Raw genomic sequence first — 23,775 nt, 5'->3', positions numbered from 1 at the left:
CGGTCTGGGCCCGCTTGGGCCGAACTATTAAGGCGCGCTCGGAAAGCGCGCCTCTCAACTTGTGCGTGGCTCATAAACGAGGAGCCTTGTCCGTGTCAACCGCAAGCGCGCTTCATAGATGAAGCTGGTGCGGCGGATTTTGAGTTCCTGCTCTACCGACGGCGTTAGAGCGGTGCCGTCCTATAGTCTCAACGGTGACGGGTCATTCGCGTAAAATGGCCCATCTTGCGGCCGGGGCGCGCCTCGGTCTTGCCGTAGAGATGCAGCATCAGATCGGGCTCGGCGAGCAGGGCCGGGACGCGCAGGATATCGTCGCCGATCAAGTTTTCCATGACGCAGTCGAAATGGCGGCCGGGATTTCCCAGCGGCAGGCCGGCGACGGCGCGAATGTGCTGCTCGAACTGCGAGACGATGCAGGCGGCCTCAGTCCAGTGGCCGGAATTGTGAACGCGCGGCGCGATCTCATTGGCCAGCAGCGCGCCGTCGGCGAGGACAAAGAACTCGATGCCGATGACGCCGACATAATCGAGCGCCGCAAGTATTCTTGCTGCCGCCGCCTGCGCTGCAGCGGCGGTTTCGGACTCTATCTTGGCCGGCAGGGTTGAGCTGTGCAGGATGCCGTTGCGGTGGACGTTTTCTGCCGGATCGTAGGCGGCGAGCGAACCGTCCATGCCGCGCGCCGCGATCACCGAAATCTCGCGTTCGAAGTCGACGAAGGATTCAAGGATCAGCGGCACGTTGCCCATCGCCTCGCAGGTGCCGGCAAAGCCGCCCGTTTCCATGTTGCGGAAGACGCGCTGACCCTTGCCGTCATAGCCCATGCGCCGCGTCTTCAATATGCCGCTGCCGTCGAACTTTTTCAGCGCCGCCGTCAATTCGTCGTCATTGTCGACGGGACAGAAATCCGCGGTGGGAATGCTGATGCCGTTGAGAAATTTCTTCTCCGCCACCCGGTCCTGCGCCACGTCAAGTGCGCGCGCCGGCGGATAGACCGGGACCGTAACGGCGAGCGCGCTGGCAGCCATGACCGGCACGTTCTCGAACTCGTAGGTGACGATGGCGCTGACTGCAGCCAGTTCGGCGAGCGCAGCCGTGTCGTCGTAGGCGGCGGTGATCTGCCGGTTGGCGACCTGTGCCGCCGGGCAATCCGGCTGCGGTTCCAGCACGACTATGCGGTAGCCGAGGCGGGCGGCGGCCATGGCCAGCATGCGGCCGAGCTGGCCGCCGCCGACGATGCCGATGGTCGATCCCGCGGGCAGGCTCATGGCGTGTCCGTGGGCTCGGCAGCGACCCTGGCGGTCTGGGCGGCGCGCCACGCATCGAGCCGGGTAGCGAGCTTTTCGTCGGTTAGCGCCAGCACGGCCGCAGCCAGAAGGGCGGCATTGGTGGCGCCCGCCTTGCCGATAGCCAGCGTGCCGACCGGAATGCCGGCCGGCATCTGCACGATGGAGAGCAGCGAGTCCTGCCCGGAAAGCGCCTTCGATTCCACCGGCACACCGAAAACCGGGAGCGGCGTCATCGCCGCCGTCATCCCGGGCAGGTGCGCCGCACCGCCGGCGCCGGCGATGATCACCCGAAAACCGGCGGCCTTGGCGCCCTTGGCAAAGTCATAGAGGCGGTCGGGAGTGCGATGAGCCGAAACGATCAGCCGCTTGTGCGGGATGCCCAGTGCCTCCAGCGTTTCGGCGGCGTGGCGCATCGTCGCCCAGTCGGACTGGCTGCCCATGATGACGGCGACGTCGGCGCGGTGATCGTCCAAGCTTCTGCTCCCGGCGGCAAAGGCGCGCATTAGCGGAATTCGGGATCGACGGCAAGGACGTGGTGCCTCTGCGCAGCATTCGGGCGCGAGGCACCATCATTACCTAATCCGGCCAGCGCAAGGCGCCGGCGCTATCCTTGCGGGCGGACTTCATCGCATCCGCCGGACGCTCGGCCGCGCTCAACACGGCCCGCAGGCGTTCGGCGACGATCTCCGCCTCGCCAGGATGAAGATTGCACGGGTCGAGGAAGAAGTGACCGCGCTCGACTTCGTGGTTGCGGACGATAATAGGGGGCGAACCGGCCGCCAGCGCCGAGGCAAGGCCGGCGGCGGTGAACCTGCTTTCGGGCGTAACAAACACCTGCAGGCGGTCGAGCGGATTGCCGGTCGGATCGGGAATGATATGCGCGGCGATGCCGGGCAGGCCCTGCAGTGTGTCCTTCCACAGATGCAAGGCCGCTTCTTCCCGCTTGCGGATGCCGGCATGGTCGCGCCGCTCCCAGGCTTCCAGCGCGGCCATGGTGCCGGCAATGCTTTCCTTGCCGACCTTCATCGCCCGCGCAACGCCACGATTCTGCAGATAGGCGGCCCGCACCAGATCCTTGCGCCCGGTGACGATGCCGCTTGTCGGTCCGCTGAGGAATTTGTGCCCGCTATAGACGACGATGTCGGCGCCGCGTGCGAGAAAGCCGCGCAAATCGTATTCGGAGGCGGCGTCGACGATCACCGGGACACCCTTGGCGTGGCAGATCTCGCAGAATTCCTCGAGCGAGAGCATGCCGTATTGCACCGTGTGATGGGCAACGACATAGAGGCCTGCCGCGGTGCGTTCGCGGATCGCCTCGCGTACATGATAGTCCTGCGTCACGCTGACCGTGCCGGCCGATACGGTCCTGGCCCCGGCAAGCCGGATCGACTGGTCGATCGGCGCGCCGTAATTGACGATGTGGCCGAGTTGGACGATGACCTCGGACTTGAGGCCCTCGGTATCGTCCGGCAGCCGCTCGATCGCCAGAAGATTGGTGCCGGTCATTGTGCCGGCAATGGCCATGGTGATGCCGCTGGCGCAGCAAGCCGTGACGAAGCCAGCCTCGCCCCCTGTGAGGCGCGCGACGACCGTGCTTGCGGCGCGCTGCAGATCGTCCATCTCCACCCACTGCGACGCGATCTCCGACATCGCGGCAATCGCTTCCGGGACGATGATCGAGGCGCCGAGCGCCGTCATCGTGCCGGAAACGTTGATGATCGGGCGAAGGCCGAGCCGTTGGCGAATTGTCGTGTTGGAGCCGTTTGCGGAATAGGTTTTCATCTCTAGAGATCCCATGGGTAGACGTCAGGCGGCAATCTCGACGACCGCCTCGATTTCGACGGTGATGTTTCCCGGCAAGGAGCCGACACCGATCGCCGAACGGGCGTGCCCGCCGATATTATCAAAGACAGCGGCGAAAAGATCGGAGCAGCCGTTGACCACTTTCGGATGGTCGCTGAAGGTCGGGATGGCGTTGACGAAGCCAAGCAGCTTGACGACACGCACGATGCGGCCGAGGTCACCTGCCGCGGCGTGCATGACGGCGAGCAGGTTCAGGCCGGTGAGACGGGCATGCCTATAGGCCTCCTCCACCGTGACGTCCTCGCCCACCTTGCCGGTGCAAAGCGTTCCGTCGGCGCGCAGCGGCCCTTGGCCGGAGAGGAAGATCAGCCGTCCGCTTTCGGCGTGAGTGACGAAATTGGCGATCGGCGTCGGCGGCTCGGGCAGCGTCAGGCCCAATTCGGCGAGCCGGATGTAAGGCGTCGTCATGAAAAGGCTCCTTGCGACAGCTTTCGCCGTCCGATGTCAGAAATGCGAGGCACGAAACCGCGCCAGGAAACTGCGGAGACGCTCATTGTCGATCTCGGTGCCCAGAATCTCGGCGGGCGGGCCTGCGGCGCTGACGCCGCCATCTGCCATGAATATGATGCGGCTCGAGGCGTCGCGGGCAAAGGCCATCTCATGCGTGACCATCACCATCGTCATGCCGTCCTCGGCCAGGCTGCGCACGACCTCGAGCACCTCGCCGACGAGTTCCGGGTCGAGCGCGGAGGTTATCTCGTCGAGCAGCAGGATTTTCGGCTCCATCGCCACCGCCCGGGCGATGCCGACGCGCTGCTGCTGGCCGCCGGAAAGCTCGGCCGGCAGGCTGTCGGCCTTGTGGGCAAGTCCGACCCGGCCGAGCCAATGCTCGGCAATGGCACGGGCTTCGGTACTGCTCTTGCCGCGCACCTTGCGCAGGCCAAGCATGATGTTGCCGGCCGCCGTCAGATGCGGAAACAGATTGAAACTCTGGAACACCATTCCGGTTTCGGCGCGCATCTTCGCCAGGTCGCGCTCGCTGCGGCGCTGGCGTGTTCCCGTGTCGCGGAAGCCGACCTCCTTGCCGTCGATGCGGATGGAGCCGCTGTCGTAGCTCTCCAGGAAGTTGACGCAGCGCAGCAGCGTGGTCTTGCCGCTGCCGGAAGGTCCGATGACAGTCACCACTTCGCCGCGTGTCACCTGCAGGCTGACGGAGCGCAGGACCTCGACGGTTCCAAAGGACTTGGAAACGTCGGAGATGTCGAGAAGCGCCGGATTGGCGGGCGGGGGGATGGACATCTTGCTATTCCCGGATGAAGGAGAAACGCCGCTCCAACCGTCGGCTGGCCAGGGAGAGGGCGTAATTGACGACGAAGTAGATGACCGCACCGAGGATGTAGAGCGGCATCGCTTCGTAGGTGCGGCCGATGACCTGGTTGATGGCGTGCATCAGGTCGGTGATGCCGAGCAGCGAGACCAGCGCGCTGCCCTTCACCGCATCGGTCACGCCATTGATCCAAGGCGGCAGGAAGCGCCTGAACGCTTGCGGGAAGATGACGTAAGCCAGTCGCTGGCGAAAGGTCAGCCCGATCGCCATCGCCGCTTCGGACTGCCCCTTCGGTATGGAACCGACCGCACCGCGCAGATACTCGATGACCTGTGCCGTCTTGAACAGGGTGAGCGCCAGCACGGCTGCCCAGAAGGATTCCAGATGGATGCCGACGGCAGGCAGGCCGTAATAGACGAAGAAGATGAGCACCAGGATCGGAATGCCGCGAATGGTGTCGCTGAAAATGCGCACTGCCCAGCGCAGCGGAGCCGGGCCATAGACAAGGCCGACGCCCATCATCACACCGGCGATGAGCGACAATACCACGACCAGCAGCGACACCCACACTGTCACGGCAAAACCCTGGGCCAGGAAGGGCAAGGCATAGGCGATCTGGCCAAGCATCCTAGTGCGCCGCCCTGAACCGGCGCTCGACAAGCCGAAGCGCATAAAGAAGCGCGTAGCCCGTCAAGAGGTACATCGCCGTCACCACAAGGTAGACCTCGACGATCCGGAAGGTGTTGAAGTTGATCCACTGGGCGCCGTAGGTGAGCTCGGGCACCGAAATGACCGAAGCAACGGACGTGTCCTTGAAGAGCGATAGGAATGTGTTGGAAAGCGCGGGCAGCGTTATGCGCAGCATCGTCGGCAGGCGCACATGGAGCAGCCTTTGCCATGGCGTCAGGCCAATCGCCTTGCCGGCGTCGAGCTGCCCGCGCGGAACCGCTTCGAGCCCCGAGCGGAACACCTCGACCAGATACGCGCCGCTATAGAGCGACAGCGTGGCAATGAATGAGGTCTGCGCACTGTAGGCGATGTCGACCACCGTCGGCAGGCCGTAGAAGACCAGATAGACGAGCAGGATCAGCGGTACGTTGCGGATGAATTCGACATAGGCGGCGATGGCGGTCCGGACCAGCCGCCCGGCCGATACGTACCAGACCGCCAGAAGTAGCCCGATGACGATGCCGATCGCGATGGAGATCACGGCCAGCTCGAGGCTGAGCAGCAGCCCGCCCCAGAGCTTTTCGAAATGCCGCCAGATCAGGTTGAAGTTTAGGGTATAGCCCATGTGTTCCTGTCATATCGAGGGCTGTCGACGAGAAGCAGGCGGAAGGGCGCGGCCCTTCCGCCGGCTTGCATCAGATGACCGGGAAGCCGGGATGGCGGGCCGGCGGCTCCTGTCCGAAATAGTCCTTGAATGCAGCGTCATAGAGCGCCGTCTCATGGCCGAACATGGCGGTGGTGAAGGTCGTGTTGACGAAGGTCAGCCAGTCGGGGTCGCCTTGCCGAAGTGCGGCGCCGTAAAGCATCGAGAACCAGCTCTTGCCGGCATCGAAGTATTTGTCCGGATTACGTGAGGCGAGCCAGCGGACCGTGGACAGATCGACGGCGGCGGCGTCGACGCGCTTCGATTCCAGTGCCTGCAGCACGTTGGCCTGCGTGTCAATCTGCATCACCTGCGCCTCCGGCAGGACGATGTGCACATTTGCCTCGGCATCGACGTTTTGCAGGATGGAAATCCGTGTCGCCGAACCGCCGGCAACCAGCTTGTCGAAGGTCTTGTTTTCGGCGTTCGGAAGGGTCAGCAAGGCGATGCCTTCGACGTAATAGGGCCGGGAGAAGTGGATCAGCTGCGAGCGCTGGGCGGTCATGGTCATGAACTGGATCGAGATGTCGACCTTGTTGGTGGTCACGTTCGGAATGCGCTGGGCCGGATCCTGCATGACGAATTCGACCTTGGTCGGATCGTCGAAAAGCCCCTTGGCAAGAATGCGCCCCATGGTGATGTCCATGCCGACCAGTTCGCCGGCATCGTTTTCGAAGTGCCATGGCGCGTTGGTGCTGCCAGTGCCGACGATCACCTTGCCGCGCTCGAGAACGGTGCGCAGCAGGCTGTCCGGTGCCGCTTGCGCCGCCGCCTTCTGAACATCGACCGTTGCTGCTGCGCCCACCACTCCGGCCGTTGCGAGCCCGGCCAGTTTCAGAAATTCACGTCTTTTGGATGTGTCGTTCACGGCGACCTCCTTTTCGTGTTGTGTTCCCCTTGCCGATACATGCATCGGTGATCTGCTGGATTGTCTCTTACAAAAGACACATGTATCCTGTACAAGACAGATACTAACATCAGGAACAAGTAATGCAAGATGGCAATGCCTTGGCAGTTCGGCCGGACGCTGGTCCGGACGAAGACAGGAATTCGGGCTCTCGCGAGAAGGGTCTCAACCGGGTGCTCCATATCCTAGAGTTTCTTCACGCGAACCAGCGTGCGATCGGGATTGGTGATCTCGCCAAGGGAGTGAATGCGCCGCGCTCAACGATCTACACGCTCGTGCGCTCGCTCGTGGATGCGGGCCTGCTGGAAATGGCCGGCGACGGTAATCGGGTCTATTTCGGGAAGAAGCTTTATCTCTACGGAATGGACTATGTGCGCGGCAACGACCTGCTCAGGCACGGGCGTCAGGAAGTCGACAACCTGTCGCGCGAGACAGGCGAGACCTCCGAATTGTGCATGCTGCAAAGCGGCCGCTACACGATTGTCCATTCCAGTCCAGGTACCAGGCCGTTCCGGATCAGTTCGGCCACAGGTCTGCAGATCCCGCTTCCCTGGACCGCTTCCGGGCGGTTGCTTCTCGCCGGTTTCGAAAGGGCGGTGATCGAAGACATGGTGTCCGAAGATGATCTCGTCCTGCCAGACGGCCGCAGATTGCTGCTGGACGACTTCATAGCCGATATCGCTACGGCTGGGGCTGCCGGCTACTGTGTAACCTCAGGTCTTGTCGACGCCTATACAAAATGCCTTGCCGCGCCGGTCTTTTCAGCTGCCGGCAAGGTCGAGGCGACGATATGCCTGGTGGTTCCAATCGACACTTCCGAGGAGAAGACCGGAGATCTCATCGCCCTGCTGCGCGAACGCGCCGCGAGGCTTTCGATCACGGGATGAGCAGAATTTGTCGCGACCGTAAGTGGGATTCGCTCACGCGATGATGTCGGGGATGATCCGGTCTTCCAGCGCCATCAGCCGGTCTTTCAGGAAAAGTTTTTTCTTCTTCATGCGCTGGATCTGCAGAGGGTCGCAGTTCATGGCGATCATCGCGTTGATGGCCGCGTCGAAATCGGCGTGCTCCTGCTTCAGCCGAGAATATTCGAGGCGGATATCAGCCTGTTCCTGTTCGGACATTATCTACCGTCTGCACGTCTGCGGCGCCCAAAAATGGGCCTGATTGGGCGAGGCCGGAGGTATCTTGCACCGGCGCGCAGCCAATACCACATTTCGTATTGTCGTGGAATGCTACCACGCAGCATTCGACATCGATGCCCGATAGTGGCACACTGTCATTATGCCGTCACAGAAGCGAACTTGCGGTGGACGCGCCTTGACGGCTGCAATCGAGGAAACCATGAAAGGGAGAACCAATCATGTCTCTTGCATCCCATCTTGATGAGCTGCAGCGGAAACACGGCGACATCGAACGCGAAATCGATGATGCGATGAACCATCCATCGGTCGACGACCTCGAAATCGTGAATCTCAAGCGGCGCAAGCTGGCGCTCAAGGACGAGATTGAAAAACTGAAGGCGAAACCGACCAAGCACTGACGCTCTTCTACAGCGCCGCACGTCCTTTGGGCGCGCAAAGGACGCTGTAGCCCTTCTGATTTGGCGCATGATCCTTTCTGAAAATCGATTCCGATTTTCGGAATCATGCGCAGGGATAGCTGCGCCGCTTTCGGCGCGACCATCTTTCCGGTGGCAGCCATGCCGCCGGAGCGTTCCTTTGTTTTGTTCCGGCGACGTGGACAGGAAAGATGGCTTGCCGGCCGTCTTGCTGTTATCGATTCGGCAGGTCTGCCTGCCTGTCGCCATTGACAAGCCATCTTTGCTCCTCCACCTCATGCCCGGATCTTCTACAGCGCCGCGCGTCCTTTCGGACGCGCAAACGACGCTGTATTTTGATTTTGCGCATGATTGTTTCCGGAACCGATTCCGGAATTCGGAGCTAACAAAGGGCAGCCGGCCATGACCGGATATTTTTCCTCTCCCTTCCCGCGCCGCACCTCGGTCGGCGTCGATGTCGGCGGCGTGACGGTCGGCGGGGGTGCCCCTGTCGTCGTTCAGTCGATGACCAACACCGATACTGCCGATGTCGACCTGACAGTCGCTCAAGTTGCGGCGCTGCATCGCGCCGGCTCCGAGATCGTGCGCATCACCGTCGACCGCGACGAGAGTGCTGCCGCCGTGCCCGTCATCCGCGACCGGCTCGAACGGCTCGGCATCAACGTGCCGCTGGTCGGCGATTACCACTATATCGGCCACAAGCTGCTTGCTGACCATCCGGCCTGCGCCGAGGCGCTGGCCAAATACCGCATCAATCCCGGCAATGTCGGCTTCAAGGACAAGAAGGACCGGCAGTTCGCGGCGATCGTCGAGATGGCGATCCGGTACGACAAGCCGGTGCGCATCGGCGTCAACTGGGGGTCGCTCGACCAGGAGCTTCTGACCCGGCTGATGGACGACAACCAGCGGCAGGGCTTTCCGCTGACCGCGCAGGAAGTAACGCGCGAGGCGATCGTGCAGTCGGCGATCCTATCGGCCGAAATGGCCGAGGAGATCGGCCTTGGCCGCGAGAAGATCATCCTGTCGGCCAAGGTCAGCGGCGTGCAGGATCTGATCGCGGTCTACACCGAGCTTGCCACCCGCTCCAACCATGCGCTGCATCTCGGCCTCACCGAGGCCGGCATGGGTTCGAAAGGCATCGTCGCCTCGTCCGCAGCGATGGGCATCCTGCTCCAGCAAGGCATTGGCGACACGATCCGCATCTCGCTGACCCCGGAGCCGAACGGCGACCGCACGCGCGAGGTGCAAGTGTCGCAAGAACTCCTGCAGACCATGGGGTTCCGGCAGTTCGTGCCGATCGTCGCCGCCTGCCCCGGCTGTGGCCGCACGACCTCTACCGTGTTCCAGGAACTCGCCCAGAATATCCAGGCGGATCTGCGCAAGAACATGCCGGTGTGGCGTGAAAAATATCCCGGCGTCGAGAACCTGAAGGTCGCGGTGATGGGTTGCATCGTCAACGGTCCGGGTGAATCCAAGCATGCCGATATCGGCATTTCGCTGCCCGGCACCGGCGAGACGCCGACGGCGCCGGTGTTCGTCGACGGCAGCAAGGCGGCGACGCTGCGCGGCCCTTCGATTGCCGCCGACTTCGAAAAAATGGTCGCCGATTATATCGAGCAGCGGTTTGGGCAACCTGGCAAGGCTGCGGCGGAGTAGGTCGATGCGGCGCTTCCCGTGGGCGACGCCGATTTTGCTTGGTGGGTTGGTTTTGCTTGGCGGGCTGGGCTGGGCGACAGCCGCCCACGCCGATCCGCCGCGCCCCGCCAAGCAGCGGCTGCTCGACCGTGTTTGCAACTTGATCGAGGCCCATGCTGATCAAAACGGCCTGCCCAAGGATTTCTTTGCCCGGCTGATCTGGAAGGAAAGCCGCTTCGATCCCAACGCGGTCAGTCCGGTCGGCGCCGAAGGCATAGCCCAGTTCATGCCGGGTACCGCCAAGATACGCGGTCTCGCCAATTCCTTCGATATCGAGCAGGCCATCCCCGCCTCGGCAAAATATCTCGCCGAAATGAAAACCGGCTTCGGCAATCTGGGCCTGGCGGCCGCCGCCTACAATGCCGGTGAAAGCCGGGTATCGCGCTGGCTGAGTTCCGGTGGCTTCCTGCCGATGGAGACCGAAAACTACGTTCTGGATATCATGGGCGAGCCGGCCGACAGGTTCACCGACACCGCCTATACCGGCACCATCCAGCCGCTCGACAAGAAAGCGAGCTTCGCGGTCGCCTGCCGCAAGCTGCCGGTCATCAAGTCCCAAACCGTGGCCATGGCGTCGATCAACATCAAGCCGTGGGGCGTGCAGGTGGCTGGCAATTTCCGCCGCGCCGCCGCGCTCAATCAATGGAATGGTGTGAAGCGCCGGTTTCCGGCCTTGCTTGGCGGGCATAATCCGGTGGTCAGCCGGGTGCGCTCGCCGATCGGCAGGCGCGGCATCTATGCGGTCCGGATCGGCGCCGACTCCAAAGCCAAGGCCGACAACATCTGCCAGAAACTGCAAAGCGTCGGCGGTGCATGCATTGTGGTGCGGAATCGGTAAGGGTACCGACCGATTGGCCGCCAAGCCGCCGAAGCTGTGCTTTCATTTCACGAATTCTGCTGCTCCATGGCTCCAGCTATAGGCTTACCATGACCGACCGTCTCTACAGCGATCCCGATCTCGTCCAGTTCTACGATATCGAGAACGAAGGCGGCGTGGACTTCTACTATTGCGTCGGCTTTGCCAAGCATGCGGGCTCGGTTCTCGACCTCGGTTGCGGCACCGGACAATTGGCCGCCGCGCTCGCCAACCGGCGCAGCGTGACCGGCGTCGATCCGGCGCCGGCGATGCTCGATATCGCCCGCCGCCGAGCCGGTGGGCAGAGGGTCGACTGGGTCGATGCCGATGCCCGAAACGTCCGGCTCGGACGACGCTTCGATCTGGTGCTTTTGACCGGGCACGCCTTCCAGGTGTTCCTCACGCCAGAAGATCGAGAGGCGGTGCTTCGCACGATCGCTGCTCATCTGGCTCCCGATGGGCGCTTCATCTTCGACACGCGAAATCCAGCCACGGAGGAATGGCTCGAGTGGACGCCGGAACGGTCCGAACGGGAACTGAGTCATCCCGGATTGGGCACGGTAAGAGCGTGGAACGATTTCCGGCACGATCCCGCTACCGGTGTCGTCACTTACTCCACCCATTACGAAATTCCCGACAGCGGACGGGTGCTCAGCGCCGAATCGAAAATCGCCTTCCCGACAAAGGAAAGCCTTGCGCAGATGCTGGACCAGACCGGGCTGGTCGTCGAAGTATGGCTCGGCAACTGGCGTGGCGAGCCATACGCTCCGACATCGCCCGAAATCATTCCGATCGGCCGGCTGCGCTAGCCCGGACGTTGCTCCTTGAGCGGTTCCTCATTTTTTGCCGTGACCGAATGAGCACGCGGACAATCCGAAGGCATAACCGGCCAATTGCGGCGCTGCGCTGGCGACGTGCCCACCGATGCAGTTCGTGAGCATCGCGCAGGTTTGGCTGTTCTGAACGCATCGCACCTCCTCGCCGGTATTTTGGATGCTGAGGAGGAAATCATATTATATAGTGCGTGCGCCGATAATCGGTGATAAATTCCGTTTATCTGTGACGAATTGGAATAGATGACATGGACCGGCAAGAAACGATGGGTGTGTTCCTGTCGGTTGTCGAGGAAGGCGACTTCTCGGCGGCGGCGCGCCGGCTGCGGATGACCCCCTCGGCCGTCAGCAAAATCGTAGGTCGCCTGGAATCCCGCCTCGGCGTGCGCTTGCTGCAGCGCTCGACGCGGCGCATCAGCTTGACTGCGGAAGGCAGCACCTATGCCGACAGCGCTCGCCGTATCCTGAACGACATCAAAGAGGCTGAAATCGCGATTCAACCCGGCGCAGAACCGCGCGGCCGGCTGCGCGTCAGTCTTCCGAGCGCCTTCGGCCATCGTTTGATCGTGCCGTTGTTGCCGGCTTTCATCGATCGTTATCCGGCCATTGAGCTCGAGCTGATGTTTACAGATGCGATTGTTGACCTGTTGGCTGAGGAGACGGACGTCGCCGTGCGTGTTGCCGCCCACAGCGATTCCAGGCTGGTGGTGCGGCGGCTGGCGCCCAATCACCGTGTCATTTGCGCGTCACCTCGGTATCTCGAAAAACACGGCACACCGATGACGCCAGGCGACCTTCAACATCATACATGTCTCGGCATCACATCACGCGGCGGCCTCAACATCTGGGAATTCGATGGCCCGGACGGTCCGCAAAGCATGCGTATCCGCAGCCCGATAGAGGCCAACAGCACCGAAGCCCTGCGCCGGCTGGCGCTCGCCGGTGTCGGCATCATCCGCATGTCGGAGATATTGGTCGGGCCGGACATCAGGGTAGGCAGGCTGACCGCATTGCTCACCGGATACAATCATCATGACGGACCGCCAATCTGCGCTGTTTATCCGCCTGGTCGAATTCTGTCGCCGCGTGTGCGCGTGTTCGTGGATTTTCTGGCCGAACAGTTCACCAACCCTCCTTGGCTATACGGCGCGCCGTAAGACGTCGGGAGTACAGTTGGAACAGCGTCAACTGTTGCGGGCCGCCACGAATTTCGCTGCCTGCTTCAGAAGCACGGCGTCTTCGCCATAGGGATGAAGCAAGGCGTGGGCCTGGCCGACGAGGCCTTGAAGCTGGTCCCGCGCCCAGTTCGCGCCGTGCAGTGCCACCAGCGTCGCCTTGCCGGCGGCGGCATCCTTGCCGGTCGCCTTGCCCATCTGGTGCGCATCCGCCGTCAGATCGAGCAGGTCGTCGGCAAGTTGAAAAGCAAGCCCGATCGCCGAGCCGAACTCCGCCAGTCTTTCACGGTCGGCCGCTGCCGCGCCGGCAAGGATTGCGCCCGCCTCGCAGGCGAAGCGGATCAACGCGCCGGTCTTCATCGCCTGAAGCCGGATAATGCCGGCTTCGTCCGGCCTGATACGCTCGGCTTCGAGATCGAGCATCTGGCCGCCGACCATGCCGCCGGCTCCGGCGGCGCGGGCCAGCGCCAGCACCAGCGCCGCCCGTCGCTCGGCCGGCAGCATCGTCGCTTCGTCGGCAATGATGTCGAAGGCGAGCGCCAGCAAGGCGTCGCCGGCGAGGATGGCGGTCGCCTCGTCGAAGGCCTTGTGCACGGTCGGTTGGCCGCGGCGCAAATCGTCGTCGTCCATGGCCGGCAGATCGTCATGGATCAGCGAATAGCAATGCACGCATTCGAGCGCGGCCGCCACGCGCAGCGCCGCCTCGCCGTCGGCGGAAAACAGCGCGGCGCTTTCCATGACCAGGAAGGGGCGCAGGCGCTTGCCGCCGTTCAGCACGCCGTGGCGCATCGCCTCCATCAGACGCTGCGGCCGCTCGATCTCGCCTGAAAGCGGGCGGTCGCCGAGCAACTGCCTGAGCAGCGCCTCAATCGGCTCTGTGCGTGCGACAAGCGCTGCCTCGAACGGTATTTGATCGTCTTTCGTCATGCCGGGGACGGGTAGCCGACACTCAGACGTTGCGCAAGAAGCCAAGCGCCATTATGCCGGGGCAGGGAGCAGCATGGATTGAGCGGCTTGGCGGAACCGATCGTCGATCACGAAACCGAAGGGCTGGACATGGTGAGGCCGAAACGCGGCAACCGCATCGGTCTCAAACGTTGGCCCCGGCACTGGGTCCGGCGCGGTATCACCGTCGCCGTCGTGCTGGCGCTGATGCCGGTGGTGCTGACCTTTCTCTATCTGCCGCCGTTCGTGCATCCGGTATCGACACTGATGCTGAAGGATCTGGCGACGTTTTCCGGCTATGACCGGCGCTGGGTCTCGATCGACGATGTGGCGCCGGCGCTTGCGAATTCGGTCATCATGTCGGAGGACGGGCAGTTCTGTTTCCATCGCGGCATCGACCTTGGCGAGTTGAGGGGCGTGGTCGACGATGCCTTGGCCGGGGAGATGACGCGCGGCGCATCGACCATCACCATGCAGACCGTGAAGAACCTTTATCTGTGGTCGCGGCCGCTGGGCTCGGTCCGGAAAGTCGTCGAGCTGCCGCTGGCCGTCTATGTCGACATGGTGATGTCGAAACGGCGCATTATGGAAATCTATCTCAATATCGCCGAATGGGGGCCGGGCATCTATGGCATCGAGGCCGCCGCCCAGCACCATTTCGGAGTTTCGGCAAAACGATTGTCGCGTCGCCAGGCGGCACTGCTTGCCGTCACCTTGCCGAACCCGATCGCACGCAACCCGGCGAAGCCCGGACCGGGGCTGAGGCGGCTGGCGGCGCTGATCGAGCGGCGTGCAGGCCGGTCCGGCGCCTATGTCGGCTGTCTGCGATAGCTTAAAAAAAATTCGCGACGGCGCTGGCCAAAACGGCGCAGGGCGTGTATAGGCACCCGACTTTCTCAGATTCCGGCCCTGACGCGGCCCTTTCACGAGGGCAGCCGGGGCATTTTGACCATGTAGTGGAGCATATCCATGGCCGTACCGAAACGAAAAACCTCTCCGTCGAAGCGCGGCATGCGCCGTTCGGCCGACGCCTTGAAGGCCCCGACCTATGTCGAGGACAAGAATTCCGGCGAGATGCGCCGCCCGCATCATATCGACATGAAGACCGGCATGTATCGCGGTCGCCAGGTTCTGGAACCGAAGGAAAGCTGAAACAGCTTTCGACGGTTTGTGCCTATCGAAGGACCGGCCATTGCGCCGGTCTTTTTGCATTGTGCGCAGATGATCGTCCACCGAGTCAATTTCAGACATCCCGACAGCCATATCGGATGGTAGCCGGGCCGGCTGGCACTGTTATTTCGCACGGTCTTTGTCCGTGTTCGCGGTCATGTGCGAAATTTCTTGACGGCGAACGCCGAGCGCATACTAGAGAAGGCTGTCCAATCGGAGCCGCCTGATGTTCGGTGCCATCCCGCTGCTGATCGTGCCCTTCGTCCTCTATAATCTCGGGCTTCTGGGAATATTCGGCGGCGGCGACGACCCCTGGGCAAGCGAAATGTTCTCGATCCGCATGATGTCGGGCGGGGTGTTCTCTATGACGCTCGGCGATCTGATCGTGCTGATCGGGCTGATCCTTTTCTTCATCGAAATCGTGAAATCGACGCGCACGTCAAACGCTTCGGTCATGGACCACCTGTTGTCGACCTTCGTCTTCGTGGCGTTCCTGGTCGAGTTCCTGCTGGTGAAGGGTGCGGCGCACTCGGTCTTCTTCACGCTGATGGTCATCGCACTGGTCGACGTCCTGGCCGGTTTCTCGGTGTCGATGCGGGCGGCCACTCGTGACATAAACGTGAACTAGAGGCCCGGCCTTAGCCTGGGTCGGCGGTTAAGCCAGCCGCCTTGATGCCCGCGGTGGCGGCTGCTTTGAATCATCGCATGATCTTTTCCGGAAACCGATTCCGGCTTCCAGCGTCATGCGCAAGGAACCAGCTCTATTTTTTCTTGGCGCGCGGCTTCTTTGCCGGAGCAGCCGGCGCATTGGCGAGATCTTCCGCTTCCTTGGCGAGGCGCAGCGCCCTCAGTTTGTTGGTCTTTATCTGGCGGGCGTCGCTCTCGGCGACATATTCCGCCATCGCCTTCTGACGAACCGTGGCTGCCTCTTCCTGCTTCTTGAAACGCAAATCGGCCCGCGCGCGGGCAGTATCCTTAGAGTTCTCAACCAAGGGCTTTTTCCAATCCCGTAAATTATGGCTTTCAATCCCTTAATAGCAGAGCCGGTCTGCGATGGGGAAAATAAGTTGGTCAGGCATCAGGATCGCACCCGGCGCCCGGCGCCTTTCGGGCGACAACCGCCTCGTATCCAGCCTGCAAACTCGCACGCACGGTGGCATCCGGCGGCGTATCGGAAGGCGTGCCCAGATGTTCATGGCGCAGTTCGTCCATGAACTTTTCCCACATCGGCGGGCCGCCCTTTTCCAGAAGCTCGGCGCGGATCGAGAGTTCCTCGCTGACCGGCAGCCAGACGCGACCCCAGGCGCCGAGATACGCCAGGATCGGCACCAGCGTTATCGCCATTTCGGTCAGGCTGTAGATCGCCTTCTGCTTGTGGGTGGGATCGTCGGCCCTGGTCAGCATGCCGAGCTCCATCAGCCGCTTCAGCCGATCGGCGAGGATGTTGGAAGCGATGCGTTCCAGCGATCCGTTGAGCAGGTCGCGAAAGTGGCGTTTGCCGCCGAAAATCATGTCGCGAAGAATGATCAGGCTCCACCGGTCGCCAAACACTTCAAGCGACAGGTTGATCGGGCACCCAGACCGGCGATCGATGCTCATGCGATTCTCCGAAAGAAACCGGTTGCATTATCATATCAGTTTTATTATCGTGCAACTGATTGCAAAATGCAATCAGTTGTAGGGAGGAGACTGCGATCATGATGAAAGCTGCGGAACCCGAAATCGCGTCCCAGACGTTTGGCAACCCCGCGCACCCATCGGTGCTGCTGATCATGGGCGCCATGGCTTCTATGCTCTGGTGGCCGGAGGCGTTCTGCCGGACACTGGCCGGCAAGGGTCTGTTCGTGATCCGCTATGACAATCGCGATACCGGCCGTTCGATCAAATATGCGCCGGGCGAGCCGCCGTACACATTCGACGACATGGCGGACGACGCCATCCGCGTTCTCGACGGCCATGGCGTCGCGAAAGCGCACGTGGTCGGCATGTCGATGGGCGGCATGATCGCGCAGCTTGTGGCGCTGAAATATCCATCGCGGGTCGTCTCGCTTACAGCGATCAGCACTTCTCCTGTAGGAATCGACACGTCGCATCTGCCTGGCACGACCGAGGCCTATATGAAGCATTCGGTCGAAGGCGCGAAGGTCGACTGGTCTGACCGAGCCCAGGTGGTCGACTTCATCGTCAAGGACGCGCATGCGATCGCAGGCACCGCGCATCCCTTCGACGAGAAGCGAACGAGGGCTTTCGTCGAACAGGACTACGACCGGTCCGGCGGTTTTCTAAGCGCGACCAATCATTTCATGCTCAAGGGCGGGGAGGACTGGAAGGGGCGGCTGGGTCAAATGACGGCGCCGCTCCTCGTTATCCACGGCACCGAGGATCCGATCTTTCCGGTCGAGCATGGCGCCGCTCTGGCCGAAGCAGTTGCCGGCGCGAGGCTTGTCCGCATTGAAGGCGGCGGCCACGAACTCCATCCCGACGATTGGGCCGCGATCGTTGATGCCATCGTCGCCCATTGCCAAGGCCAGATAAGCGCGGAGCCGGACCTTGACACACCATCGGCAATAGTTAAGTAATCGCTTCAGTGTTGAGCTCTGTAAACGATGCAGCGGCGAACCATCAAGGGAACGAGCAAAACGATGTCCTTGGCGATGCATCTCCATCCGCTGGCCTCCTTCTGCTGGAAGCCGCTGATCGCGCTCTATGAGAACGGCACGCCGTTCACGTCGGTCGTCGTCGATCTCGGCAATGAACAGTCGCGCGCGGCGTTCCTGAAATTGTCGCCGGCGGGCAAGATGCCGGTGCTGCGCGATGAAACGCTGGACCGGACGGTGCCGGAATCGACGATCGTCATCGAATATCTCAACGCGAATTATCCCGGACCGGTCGAGCTGATCCCTGCCGACATCGATCTCGCCCGCCAGACCCGCCTCGCCGACCGCTTCTATGACTTTTACGTGCAGCACCCGATGCAGAAGATCGTCGGCGACCGCCTGCGGCCGGAAGGCAAGACCGATCCGTTCGGCGTCGAGGAGGCACGCGCCCAGCTGCGCAGCGCCTACGCCATCATCGAACAGGACATGCAGTCGAGGACATGGGCGATGGGCGAGGCCTTCACCATGGCCGATTGCGCCGCCGCCCCGGCATTGTTCTACGCCAACAAGGTCGAGCCGTTCGGCGACAAATATTCGGCGGTGAGACGCTACCACGACCGGTTGCTGCAACGCCCGTCTGTCGCCCGCGTGATCGAGGAAGCGCAGCCCTATTTCAAGCTCTTCCCCTACAACAACGGCTAAGCCCGATGCTGCAGGATACCGCCCAGCTCGACCTGATGTTCCAGGCGCTCGCCGACCCGGCGCGGCGGCACATGGTGGAGCGGCTGTCGTGCGGCCCCGCCTCGGTAAGCCAGTTGGCCGAGCCGCTGGCGATGTCGCTGTCGGCGGTCGTCCAGCACCTGAACGTGCTCGAGGCGAGCGGTCTCGTCCGCACCGAAAAGCTCGGCCGGGTGCGCACCTGCCAGATCGAGCCGAAGGCGCTGAGGACTGCCGAACACTGGATCAACGAACGGCGCCTGGCTTGGGAACAGCGGCTCGACCGACTCGGCGCCTTTCTCGCGGAAACCAAGGACGAAACCGAAGGAAACTGAGGAGGCCAACATGAGCGAACGCTCCGTCGTCCATTCGACCATAGTGCTCGAACGCAGCTACGACGCTTCGCCGGCACGGGTGTTCGCCGCCTGGTCCGATCCCGCCGCATTGCAGCGCTGGGGCTCGCCCGGCGAGAGGTGGGAAAGCAGCATTGACTGCTTCGAGTTCCAGGTGGGCGGCATTGCGCTCAGCCGTTTCGGACCCAAGGGTGGCGAGAGTTATGTGAACGAGACGCGCTACCTCGACATCGTGCGCGACCAGCGCATCGTTTCGGCTGGTGGCATGACCAGCAGCGGCCAGCGATTGTTTGTCGGCCTGCTGACGGTTGAATTCAGTCCAGAAGGCACAGGCTGCCGGCTGGTGATGACCGAGCAAGGCGCCTTTCTTGACGGCCATGATCAGCCCGAAAACCATCAGGCTGGCTGGAGCCAGATGCTCGACAACCTGCGGGTGGAATGCGCGTGAGCGCCGCAGCCTGAGCCAAAGACCAGCAGAATCGGGAGGATAGTATGAAACTCTACTGCGATTGGTCCGAATTCCTACCGCGTTCGCATCTTCATGGCTGAGAAAGGCATCGACGTTCCGCGGGTTGAAGTCGACCTGACAAAAGGCGAGCACAAGGCGCCGCAATTCCTTGAGCTCAACTCACTTGGCCAGATTCCCGTGCTCGTGCTCGATGACGGGACGGTGATCACCGAAAGCATCGCCATCTGCCGCTATCTGGAGGCGCTTCACCCAACGCCGGCACTGTTCGGCTCAGACGCGGTCAGCCAAGGCAAGGTCGAGATGTGGAACCGCCGCGCCGAGATCGAGATCTTCGGAACGATTGGCGGCATTGCCCAGCATTCCGATCCCATGTTTGCGGAGCGGCTCGTGCAGTTCCCGGCTTTCGCCGAAACGCAGCGCGAAGCCGTTCCGGCAAAGTGGGCGTGGCTTGACCGCGAGATCGCCGATGGTCGCCCGTTCATCGCCGGCGACCAGTACTCCGTCGCCGACATCACCGCCGCCGTCGCAGCGTGGCTTGGCGCCTTCTTCGGAGCCGACATCCCGGACTCGCTCGTCAATGTCCATCATTGGCTCGACCGTGTTCAGAAACGTCCAAGCTGGAACGCTTAGGCCGATGCCCGACACTGTTTCAATGGGACGATATGCGGCTCAACGCCAAGCACCTGAATCCTAAGGAGCTTTCGCCATGCCTGTCAAAAGCAGATCGGACCTGATCCGCAGTTACTTCGCCGCCTACCGGGCCAACGACCGCAGCGTCATCGAGGCGGTGCTGACAGGCGATTTCACCAGCCCCTATGACGACGCCATCGACCGCGCGACCTACTTCGCGCGCTGCTGGCCGAACAGCACGCTGTTCAAGTCGATCCCCGTCGAGAGGATTTGCGAGGACGCAACGGTGCTTTCGTTCTCTATCGCTGCGAAACGCTCGAAAGGTCTTCCGCAACACCGAATTGCATTCGTTCCAGGACGGTAGGCTGCACAGCGTCGAGGTCTATTTCGGCGCTACCTACAAGGACGGCGTTTCGTCCCGCAACAACCATTGAGCTAGCTCATCGGCCTCCCGAGGAGGTATGACGGAGCAGTGTGCCTTTCTCGACCGCCATGATGATCTCGGCACCCGCAAGCAAGCATGGCACGGGCGAGCTGCTCGACGCGCCTGGTGCGCTACTGGCAAAGATGCGACGGCGCATCTCAGTTTCCGGGCGAGCCAAGCTGCTCTGCATCCCAGAACTGGTCGAGCCAGATGTTGAGCCTCAGGAAGCCGGCATTGCTGACCGTATAGACGCGCCTTGTCCCTTCCGGCTTGGCGTTGACCAGTCCGGCATCGAGCAGCACCTTTAGATGCTGCGAAACAGCCGGGCGCGAGACCGGCAACCCGGCGGCCAGTTCGTTGACGGTCTTCGGGCCGCGCCGGAGCTCTTCCAAAAGATGGCGCCGGTTGGGATCGGCAATCGCCATGAAGGCGTCGGAAAACATCATGCCTTATTTGTGGGGCAAAGTTTTCTAAATCTCAACCGTTGGTTTCAGGCTTTCTGCGCGGATCGAGCCGCAATGCTTCCGGCGTGATCGAGCGCTCGGCCGGTTGCGTCTTGAAGGCGTCGCGGTCTTCGATCGGCACCGGCGCGCGCCGGCTGATGCGCAGCAGCGTATATCCCGCCAGGCAAAGATGCGCGAAGGCCGTCGCAAGGAACAGGCCTTCCGGCCGCATCCAGCCCATCAGGCCGGCGGCCAGCAGCGGCCCGATCATCGTGCCGAAACCATAGAGCAGCAGCAGGCCGCCCGACACCTTGACGAAATCCTCCGCCCGGGCGTGGTCGTTGGCATGGGCAACGGCGATCGAATACAGCGTATAGGCAAAAGCGCCGTAGGCGGCGGTGCAGACGATGACGAAGACGCCGGAGCGCGGCTCGAACAGGAAGACCGCGACGGCGAACAGCGCCGCGCCGAAGGCCAGGCCCGCCAGCACAAAGCGGCGGTCGGTCTTGTCGGAGAGACGTCCGGCCGGAAGTTGCATGGCGGCGCCGGCGACGACCACCAGGCTCATCATCAGCGCGATCTCGGCCGTGGAAATGCCGATACGGGCGCCATAGACGGCACCAAGCGTGCCCCAGGCGCCGTTAGCGATGCCGATCAAAACGCAGGCGATCGCCGACACCGGCGAATTGACATAGAGCCCCTTGACGTCGAGCGAGACATCCTGCAGCGGCTTGGGGTGCGAAGCCGTCGACACTGCGGTCGGAATGAGCGACAGGCAGAACAGGATACCGGTGATCATGAACAGCGAGGCCGACTTCACGTCGCCGCCGGCAACGATCATCTGGCCGCCCATGATCGAGGCATAGGTGACCATCATGTAAAGGCCGAAGACGGTGCCGCGGTTCTCGTTGGTGGACTTCTCGTTCAGCCAGCTTTCGATGACCATGAAGGCGCCGGCCATGGTGAAGCCGGTGAAGGCGCGCAGCAGGATCCAGACATATTCGTCGATGATCAGGCCGGTGAGCAGTGCGACGATGGCTCCCGATGCCGCAAAGGCGCCGAAAGCGCGTACGTGACCGGCGCGACGCACGAGGCGCGGCGCAAAGAAGCAGCCGGTGACGAAGCCGCCGGCCCAGGCCGTGCCCATCAGGCCAAGCGATGCGGTGGAGAAACCTTCCAACTGGCCGCGCAGCGGCAACAGCAGCCCGTGCAGTCCGGTCGCCGCCAGCAGGAAAGCGGTGCCGCGAAGCAGCGAGAGGATCGGTCGGTAGCTTGCAAACATTTAGCTGATCCGGCTGGAATTCTGGAGGGTCTGAAGACAGTCGCGTTCGAGCTTTTCGGCGGCGGGCGCTTCGGCTCTGGAAGCTATCCGCGGCGGAACAGCGCCTCGGCCGCTGATTTGGTGGTGCTCTTGGTCTTGAGCTCGGCTTCGAGCCGGGCGATCTCGTCGCGCAAGATGCCGATCCGCTCGGACAGCTCGTCGACGGAAAGCAGCGACAGATCCTGCCCGATCTCATGCGGGCGGGCTTTCTTTTTGGGTTCGTCGTCGAAGATCGCCATCGTCGCTCCTCGCTCATGCGCAAAAAATTAAATTGCTACCTTGCGCGTCCAATCGAACGCCCGACGCTGCAGTGGCCATTTGCCTGATTTGGCAATCAGCATACATAGGGCAGGGGCATGGATGCAAATAGTCGGCAAGAAAACCGGCAGCTGGCAAGAAACTGGCGAAGCGAGACGGGAAAATTCATGGCGAGTGGACAGAACAAAGTTCCGGCGAAGATGACGGCCATTGCGATCTCGGAACCCGGCGGACCGCGAGTGCTGAAACCGGAAACGCGCGATGTGCCCGTGCCCGGTCCCGGCGAAATCCTGATCCGGGTGCGCGCTGCCGGTATCAACCGGCCGGATGTGCAGCAGCGCAAGGGCGTCTATCCACCGCCGCCCGGTGCGTCGGATCTGCCGGGTCTCGAAGCGTCGGGCGAAGTTGCAGCCCTTGGCGACGAGATATCGCGCTGGCGTGTCGGCGACCGGGTCTGCGCGCTGACGCCCGGCGGCGGCTATGCCGAATATGTCAAGGTCCATGCCGGCAGCGTGCTGCCGCTGCCGGCCGGCTTTACCCACACAGAAGCGGCGGCGGTACCGGAAAACTACTTCACCGTCTGGCATAATGTCTTCGAGCGCGGCGGCCTGAAGAGCGGCGAGACGCTGCTCGTCCATGGCGGCTCGTCCGGGATCGGCACTACGGCGATCCAGCTCGCCTCGGCCTTCGGCGCTTATGTCATCACCACCGCCGGCAGCCAGGAGAAGTGCGACGCCTGTCTTAAGCTTGGCGCCGACCGGGCGATCAACTACCGCGACGAGGACTTCGTCGCGGCGGTCAAGGACGCGACCGGCGGCAAGGGCGCCAACGTCATCCTCGACATGGTCGGCGGCGACTATGTGGCGCGAAACTACGAGGCCGCGGCGGTGGAAGGCCGCATCATCCAGATCGCCACGCAGAGCGGGGCGGTGGCAAGCGCCGATTTCTCGAAGATGATGGTCAAACGGCTCACCCACACCGGCTCGACGCTGCGGCCGCGCACCGTCGAATTCAAGGCGGCGATCGCCGCGGCGTTGGAGGCGCAGGTGTGGCCGCTGCTCGGCACCCGCAAGGTAGCACCCGTCATGGACATGATCTTCCCGCTCAAGGAGGCGTGGCGGGCGCATGAGCGGATGGAGGAGGGCGAGCATATCGGCAAGATCGTGCTCGATGTCGGCTGACGGCCAGTAAACAAGCTGAACAAAAGCTTAATTGTGCAATGCACAAACGCATTGCGGCCATGCAAAAGCGTCTGTTCAACTTTTCATCAACGATGCCTATTTGAGCGGCATCGAAACGATGGAGGACTACCATGAACCCGATCCGTGCTTTCCGTAACTGGCGCATGTACAATGAAACCGTGCGCGAACTGAACCGCCTGAACGCCCGTCAGCTCAACGACCTCGGCATCAACCGTGGTGACATTGAGAGGATCGCCCGCAAGGCGCTTTGATCTCGAGCGTGATCTCGCCCGAAAGCATCAAGCCGCTTTTTCGCGAAGTGGTGCTTCGGTCCGAGATCATGCTTTAGAAGCCAGAGCCGCAGCAGACGGGTTTCCCGTCGCCGGTTCCGAGCCCGCTGGACCCTGTCCGGCGGGTTTTGTCGTTTAAAGGTCCGTCAAGCAGCGGCGGTT

32 protein-coding genes are annotated in these 23,775 nt (G+C 62.4%); 17 read left to right on the top strand and 15 right to left on the bottom strand.

Annotation, left to right across the window (positions count from 1 at the left end):
- Window positions 1-188: 188 nt before the first annotated feature.
- From CIT26_RS26605 to CIT26_RS26570, 8 genes are all read right to left on the bottom strand, one after another.
- The gene (locus tag CIT26_RS26605) at window positions 189-1,265 is read right to left on the bottom strand and encodes a 5-(carboxyamino)imidazole ribonucleotide synthase (protein ID WP_095495329.1); all 1,077 of its coding nucleotides are present in this window, start codon (window positions 1,263-1,265) and stop codon (window positions 189-191) included.
- The gene (gene purE / locus CIT26_RS26600) at window positions 1,262-1,759 is read right to left on the bottom strand and encodes a 5-(carboxyamino)imidazole ribonucleotide mutase (protein WP_095495328.1); all 498 of its coding nucleotides are present in this window, start codon (window positions 1,757-1,759) and stop codon (window positions 1,262-1,264) included. The genes CIT26_RS26605 and purE overlap by 4 nt, the downstream gene beginning before the upstream one ends.
- A gap of 103 nt (window positions 1,760-1,862) precedes the next feature.
- Window positions 1,863-3,068 (bottom strand): aminotransferase class V-fold PLP-dependent enzyme, encoded by a 1,206-nt coding sequence (locus tag CIT26_RS26595; RefSeq protein ID WP_095495327.1) that lies wholly within the window; start codon window positions 3,066-3,068, stop codon window positions 1,863-1,865.
- 24 nt (window positions 3,069-3,092) lie between these two features.
- Window positions 3,093-3,557 (bottom strand): RidA family protein, encoded by a 465-nt coding sequence (locus CIT26_RS26590; RefSeq protein WP_095495326.1) that lies wholly within the window; start codon window positions 3,555-3,557, stop codon window positions 3,093-3,095.
- Window positions 3,558-3,593: 36 nt separating this feature from the next.
- Window positions 3,594-4,388 (bottom strand): amino acid ABC transporter ATP-binding protein, encoded by a 795-nt coding sequence (locus CIT26_RS26585; RefSeq protein WP_206072819.1) that lies wholly within the window; start codon window positions 4,386-4,388, stop codon window positions 3,594-3,596.
- Between the two features lie 4 nt (window positions 4,389-4,392).
- Complete coding sequence (locus CIT26_RS26580) at window positions 4,393-5,043, bottom strand: amino acid ABC transporter permease (protein ID WP_095495325.1); 651 nt, start codon at window positions 5,041-5,043, stop codon at window positions 4,393-4,395.
- Window position 5,044: 1 nt separating this feature from the next.
- Window positions 5,045-5,710 carry an amino acid ABC transporter permease gene (locus tag CIT26_RS26575; RefSeq protein WP_095495324.1) on the bottom strand — a complete coding sequence of 222 codons (666 nt, stop codon included), beginning with the start codon at window positions 5,708-5,710 and terminating at the stop codon, window positions 5,045-5,047.
- 70 nt (window positions 5,711-5,780) lie between these two features.
- Window positions 5,781-6,656, bottom strand: coding sequence for a transporter substrate-binding protein (locus CIT26_RS26570; protein WP_095495756.1), 876 nt, complete (start codon window positions 6,654-6,656; stop codon window positions 5,781-5,783).
- A 122-nt stretch (window positions 6,657-6,778) separates the two neighbouring features.
- Between CIT26_RS26570 and CIT26_RS26565 the strand changes: the two genes are divergently transcribed.
- Window positions 6,779-7,582, top strand: a complete 804-nt coding sequence (locus CIT26_RS26565; RefSeq protein ID WP_095495323.1) for an IclR family transcriptional regulator — start codon at window positions 6,779-6,781, stop codon at window positions 7,580-7,582.
- Between the two features lie 33 nt (window positions 7,583-7,615).
- On the opposite strand, the gene CIT26_RS26560 is transcribed toward CIT26_RS26565, so the two are convergent.
- The gene (locus CIT26_RS26560) at window positions 7,616-7,819 is read right to left on the bottom strand and encodes a YdcH family protein (RefSeq protein ID WP_077380473.1); all 204 of its coding nucleotides are present in this window, start codon (window positions 7,817-7,819) and stop codon (window positions 7,616-7,618) included.
- A gap of 239 nt (window positions 7,820-8,058) precedes the next feature.
- Here CIT26_RS26560 and CIT26_RS26555 point away from each other — a divergent pair, with 239 nt between their 5' ends.
- The 5 genes from CIT26_RS26555 to CIT26_RS26535 all read left to right on the top strand — a co-directional run bounded on the left by CIT26_RS26555 (window position 8,059) and on the right by CIT26_RS26535 (window position 12,797).
- Complete coding sequence (locus tag CIT26_RS26555; protein WP_095495322.1) at window positions 8,059-8,238, top strand: YdcH family protein; 180 nt, start codon at window positions 8,059-8,061, stop codon at window positions 8,236-8,238.
- Between the two features lie 420 nt (window positions 8,239-8,658).
- A complete protein-coding gene (ispG, locus tag CIT26_RS26550) occupies window positions 8,659-9,912 on the top strand; it encodes a flavodoxin-dependent (E)-4-hydroxy-3-methylbut-2-enyl-diphosphate synthase (RefSeq protein ID WP_095495755.1) in 1,254 nt (417 codons plus the stop codon).
- A 4-nt stretch (window positions 9,913-9,916) separates the two neighbouring features.
- Window positions 9,917-10,789 (top strand): lytic transglycosylase domain-containing protein, encoded by an 873-nt coding sequence (locus CIT26_RS26545; protein ID WP_095495321.1) that lies wholly within the window; start codon window positions 9,917-9,919, stop codon window positions 10,787-10,789.
- Between the two features lie 89 nt (window positions 10,790-10,878).
- Window positions 10,879-11,616, top strand: a complete 738-nt coding sequence (locus CIT26_RS26540; protein ID WP_095495320.1) for a class I SAM-dependent methyltransferase — start codon at window positions 10,879-10,881, stop codon at window positions 11,614-11,616.
- A 290-nt stretch (window positions 11,617-11,906) separates the two neighbouring features.
- Window positions 11,907-12,797 (top strand): LysR family transcriptional regulator, encoded by an 891-nt coding sequence (locus tag CIT26_RS26535; RefSeq protein WP_245319570.1) that lies wholly within the window; start codon window positions 11,907-11,909, stop codon window positions 12,795-12,797.
- Between the two features lie 27 nt (window positions 12,798-12,824).
- Here the strand turns inward: CIT26_RS26535 and CIT26_RS26530 are convergent, their stop codons facing one another.
- Window positions 12,825-13,742: a polyprenyl synthetase family protein gene (locus CIT26_RS26530; RefSeq protein WP_095495318.1), complete on the bottom strand. Its 918-nt coding sequence runs from the start codon at window positions 13,740-13,742 to the stop codon at window positions 12,825-12,827.
- 78 nt (window positions 13,743-13,820) lie between these two features.
- On the opposite strand from CIT26_RS26530, the gene CIT26_RS26525 reads away from it, so the two are divergent.
- From CIT26_RS26525 to CIT26_RS26515, 3 genes are all read left to right on the top strand, one after another.
- Window positions 13,821-14,591, top strand: a complete 771-nt coding sequence (locus CIT26_RS26525; RefSeq protein WP_029348752.1) for a biosynthetic peptidoglycan transglycosylase — start codon at window positions 13,821-13,823, stop codon at window positions 14,589-14,591.
- A 138-nt stretch (window positions 14,592-14,729) separates the two neighbouring features.
- A complete protein-coding gene (gene rpmF / locus CIT26_RS26520) occupies window positions 14,730-14,912 on the top strand; it encodes a 50S ribosomal protein L32 (protein ID WP_029348751.1) in 183 nt (60 codons plus the stop codon).
- 244 nt (window positions 14,913-15,156) lie between these two features.
- Window positions 15,157-15,558, top strand: a complete 402-nt coding sequence (locus CIT26_RS26515; RefSeq protein ID WP_095495317.1) for a hypothetical protein — start codon at window positions 15,157-15,159, stop codon at window positions 15,556-15,558.
- Between the two features lie 133 nt (window positions 15,559-15,691).
- Here the strand turns inward: CIT26_RS26515 and CIT26_RS26510 are convergent, their stop codons facing one another.
- Window positions 15,692-15,922: a hypothetical protein gene (locus CIT26_RS26510; RefSeq protein ID WP_095495316.1), complete on the bottom strand. Its 231-nt coding sequence runs from the start codon at window positions 15,920-15,922 to the stop codon at window positions 15,692-15,694.
- 79 nt (window positions 15,923-16,001) lie between these two features.
- Entirely contained in the window at window positions 16,002-16,529 is a 528-nt protein-coding gene (locus CIT26_RS26505) for a winged helix-turn-helix transcriptional regulator (RefSeq protein WP_095495315.1), read from the bottom strand.
- A 98-nt stretch (window positions 16,530-16,627) separates the two neighbouring features.
- Between CIT26_RS26505 and CIT26_RS26500 the strand changes: the two genes are divergently transcribed.
- From CIT26_RS26500 to CIT26_RS26475, 6 genes are all read left to right on the top strand, one after another.
- The gene (locus CIT26_RS26500; RefSeq protein ID WP_095495314.1) at window positions 16,628-17,509 is read left to right on the top strand and encodes an alpha/beta fold hydrolase; all 882 of its coding nucleotides are present in this window, start codon (window positions 16,628-16,630) and stop codon (window positions 17,507-17,509) included.
- Between the two features lie 63 nt (window positions 17,510-17,572).
- Window positions 17,573-18,229 carry a glutathione S-transferase family protein gene (locus CIT26_RS26495; protein WP_095495313.1) on the top strand — a complete coding sequence of 219 codons (657 nt, stop codon included), beginning with the start codon at window positions 17,573-17,575 and terminating at the stop codon, window positions 18,227-18,229.
- Window positions 18,230-18,234: 5 nt separating this feature from the next.
- On the top strand, window positions 18,235-18,579 hold the full coding sequence (locus tag CIT26_RS26490; protein ID WP_095495312.1) for an ArsR/SmtB family transcription factor: 345 nt from the start codon (window positions 18,235-18,237) through the stop codon (window positions 18,577-18,579).
- Window positions 18,580-18,589: 10 nt separating this feature from the next.
- Window positions 18,590-19,045 carry an SRPBCC family protein gene (locus CIT26_RS26485; RefSeq protein ID WP_095495311.1) on the top strand — a complete coding sequence of 152 codons (456 nt, stop codon included), beginning with the start codon at window positions 18,590-18,592 and terminating at the stop codon, window positions 19,043-19,045.
- 60 nt (window positions 19,046-19,105) lie between these two features.
- Window positions 19,106-19,696 carry a glutathione S-transferase family protein gene (locus CIT26_RS26480; RefSeq protein ID WP_425350383.1) on the top strand — a complete coding sequence of 197 codons (591 nt, stop codon included), beginning with the start codon at window positions 19,106-19,108 and terminating at the stop codon, window positions 19,694-19,696.
- 76 nt (window positions 19,697-19,772) lie between these two features.
- On the top strand, window positions 19,773-20,060 hold the full coding sequence (locus CIT26_RS26475; RefSeq protein ID WP_095495309.1) for a hypothetical protein: 288 nt from the start codon (window positions 19,773-19,775) through the stop codon (window positions 20,058-20,060).
- Window positions 20,061-20,278: 218 nt separating this feature from the next.
- Here the strand turns inward: CIT26_RS26475 and CIT26_RS26470 are convergent, their stop codons facing one another.
- From CIT26_RS26470 to CIT26_RS26460, 3 genes are all read right to left on the bottom strand, one after another.
- Complete coding sequence (locus CIT26_RS26470) at window positions 20,279-20,566, bottom strand: ArsR/SmtB family transcription factor (protein ID WP_095495308.1); 288 nt, start codon at window positions 20,564-20,566, stop codon at window positions 20,279-20,281.
- 31 nt (window positions 20,567-20,597) lie between these two features.
- Window positions 20,598-21,845 carry an MFS transporter gene (locus CIT26_RS26465; protein WP_095495307.1) on the bottom strand — a complete coding sequence of 416 codons (1,248 nt, stop codon included), beginning with the start codon at window positions 21,843-21,845 and terminating at the stop codon, window positions 20,598-20,600.
- A gap of 83 nt (window positions 21,846-21,928) precedes the next feature.
- Window positions 21,929-22,123 carry a DUF1192 domain-containing protein gene (locus CIT26_RS26460; RefSeq protein WP_023797052.1) on the bottom strand — a complete coding sequence of 65 codons (195 nt, stop codon included), beginning with the start codon at window positions 22,121-22,123 and terminating at the stop codon, window positions 21,929-21,931.
- Between the two features lie 186 nt (window positions 22,124-22,309).
- Between CIT26_RS26460 and CIT26_RS26455 the strand changes: the two genes are divergently transcribed.
- Together CIT26_RS26455 and CIT26_RS26450 are read left to right on the top strand one after the other, a co-directional pair.
- Window positions 22,310-23,323, top strand: a complete 1,014-nt coding sequence (locus CIT26_RS26455) for an NAD(P)H-quinone oxidoreductase (RefSeq protein ID WP_095495306.1) — start codon at window positions 22,310-22,312, stop codon at window positions 23,321-23,323.
- Window positions 23,324-23,454: 131 nt separating this feature from the next.
- Window positions 23,455-23,595 (top strand): DUF1127 domain-containing protein, encoded by a 141-nt coding sequence (locus CIT26_RS26450; protein WP_065011316.1) that lies wholly within the window; start codon window positions 23,455-23,457, stop codon window positions 23,593-23,595.
- Window positions 23,596-23,775 lie beyond the last annotated feature (180 nt).

It is taken from the genome of Mesorhizobium temperatum, from assembly GCF_002284575.1.
GTDB classification, from domain to species: Bacteria; Pseudomonadota; Alphaproteobacteria; order Rhizobiales; family Rhizobiaceae; genus Mesorhizobium; species Mesorhizobium temperatum.
Note: the sequence above shows the minus strand (reverse complement) of the source record. Positions and strands in the feature narration are given on the sequence as shown.

Excerpts from the sequence above, each read along its gene's own strand:
- CIT26_RS26460 (WP_023797052.1), bottom strand. The coding sequence starts at position 22,123 with ATGGCGATCTTCGACGACGAACCCAAAAAGAAAGCCCGCCCGCATGAG.
- CIT26_RS26575 (WP_095495324.1), bottom strand. The coding sequence starts at position 5,710 with ATGGGCTATACCCTAAACTTCAACCTGATCTGGCGGCATTTCGAAAAG.
- rpmF (WP_029348751.1), top strand. The coding sequence starts at position 14,730 with ATGGCCGTACCGAAACGAAAAACCTCTCCGTCGAAGCGCGGCATGCGC.
- CIT26_RS26595 (WP_095495327.1), bottom strand. The coding sequence starts at position 3,068 with ATGAAAACCTATTCCGCAAACGGCTCCAACACGACAATTCGCCAACGG.
- CIT26_RS26565 (WP_095495323.1), top strand. The coding sequence starts at position 6,779 with ATGCAAGATGGCAATGCCTTGGCAGTTCGGCCGGACGCTGGTCCGGAC.
- CIT26_RS26585 (WP_206072819.1), bottom strand. The coding sequence starts at position 4,388 with ATGTCCATCCCCCCGCCCGCCAATCCGGCGCTTCTCGACATCTCCGAC.
- CIT26_RS26555 (WP_095495322.1), top strand. The coding sequence starts at position 8,059 with ATGTCTCTTGCATCCCATCTTGATGAGCTGCAGCGGAAACACGGCGAC.
- CIT26_RS26465 (WP_095495307.1), bottom strand. The coding sequence starts at position 21,845 with ATGTTTGCAAGCTACCGACCGATCCTCTCGCTGCTTCGCGGCACCGCT.
- CIT26_RS26515 (WP_095495317.1), top strand. The coding sequence starts at position 15,157 with ATGTTCGGTGCCATCCCGCTGCTGATCGTGCCCTTCGTCCTCTATAAT.
- CIT26_RS26485 (WP_095495311.1), top strand. The coding sequence starts at position 18,590 with ATGAGCGAACGCTCCGTCGTCCATTCGACCATAGTGCTCGAACGCAGC.
- CIT26_RS26505 (WP_095495315.1), bottom strand. The coding sequence starts at position 16,529 with ATGAGCATCGATCGCCGGTCTGGGTGCCCGATCAACCTGTCGCTTGAA.
- CIT26_RS26540 (WP_095495320.1), top strand. The coding sequence starts at position 10,879 with ATGACCGACCGTCTCTACAGCGATCCCGATCTCGTCCAGTTCTACGAT.
- ispG (WP_095495755.1), top strand. The coding sequence starts at position 8,659 with ATGACCGGATATTTTTCCTCTCCCTTCCCGCGCCGCACCTCGGTCGGC.
- CIT26_RS26545 (WP_095495321.1), top strand. The coding sequence starts at position 9,917 with ATGCGGCGCTTCCCGTGGGCGACGCCGATTTTGCTTGGTGGGTTGGTT.
- CIT26_RS26490 (WP_095495312.1), top strand. The coding sequence starts at position 18,235 with ATGCTGCAGGATACCGCCCAGCTCGACCTGATGTTCCAGGCGCTCGCC.
- CIT26_RS26500 (WP_095495314.1), top strand. The coding sequence starts at position 16,628 with ATGATGAAAGCTGCGGAACCCGAAATCGCGTCCCAGACGTTTGGCAAC.
- CIT26_RS26475 (WP_095495309.1), top strand. The coding sequence starts at position 19,773 with ATGCCTGTCAAAAGCAGATCGGACCTGATCCGCAGTTACTTCGCCGCC.
- CIT26_RS26535 (WP_245319570.1), top strand. The coding sequence starts at position 11,907 with ATGGGTGTGTTCCTGTCGGTTGTCGAGGAAGGCGACTTCTCGGCGGCG.
- CIT26_RS26590 (WP_095495326.1), bottom strand. The coding sequence starts at position 3,557 with ATGACGACGCCTTACATCCGGCTCGCCGAATTGGGCCTGACGCTGCCC.
- CIT26_RS26560 (WP_077380473.1), bottom strand. The coding sequence starts at position 7,819 with ATGTCCGAACAGGAACAGGCTGATATCCGCCTCGAATATTCTCGGCTG.
- CIT26_RS26605 (WP_095495329.1), bottom strand. The coding sequence starts at position 1,265 with ATGAGCCTGCCCGCGGGATCGACCATCGGCATCGTCGGCGGCGGCCAG.
- CIT26_RS26580 (WP_095495325.1), bottom strand. The coding sequence starts at position 5,043 with ATGCTTGGCCAGATCGCCTATGCCTTGCCCTTCCTGGCCCAGGGTTTT.
- CIT26_RS26495 (WP_095495313.1), top strand. The coding sequence starts at position 17,573 with ATGTCCTTGGCGATGCATCTCCATCCGCTGGCCTCCTTCTGCTGGAAG.
- CIT26_RS26530 (WP_095495318.1), bottom strand. The coding sequence starts at position 13,742 with ATGACGAAAGACGATCAAATACCGTTCGAGGCAGCGCTTGTCGCACGC.
- CIT26_RS26455 (WP_095495306.1), top strand. The coding sequence starts at position 22,310 with ATGGCGAGTGGACAGAACAAAGTTCCGGCGAAGATGACGGCCATTGCG.
- CIT26_RS26450 (WP_065011316.1), top strand. The coding sequence starts at position 23,455 with ATGAACCCGATCCGTGCTTTCCGTAACTGGCGCATGTACAATGAAACC.
- CIT26_RS26470 (WP_095495308.1), bottom strand. The coding sequence starts at position 20,566 with ATGATGTTTTCCGACGCCTTCATGGCGATTGCCGATCCCAACCGGCGC.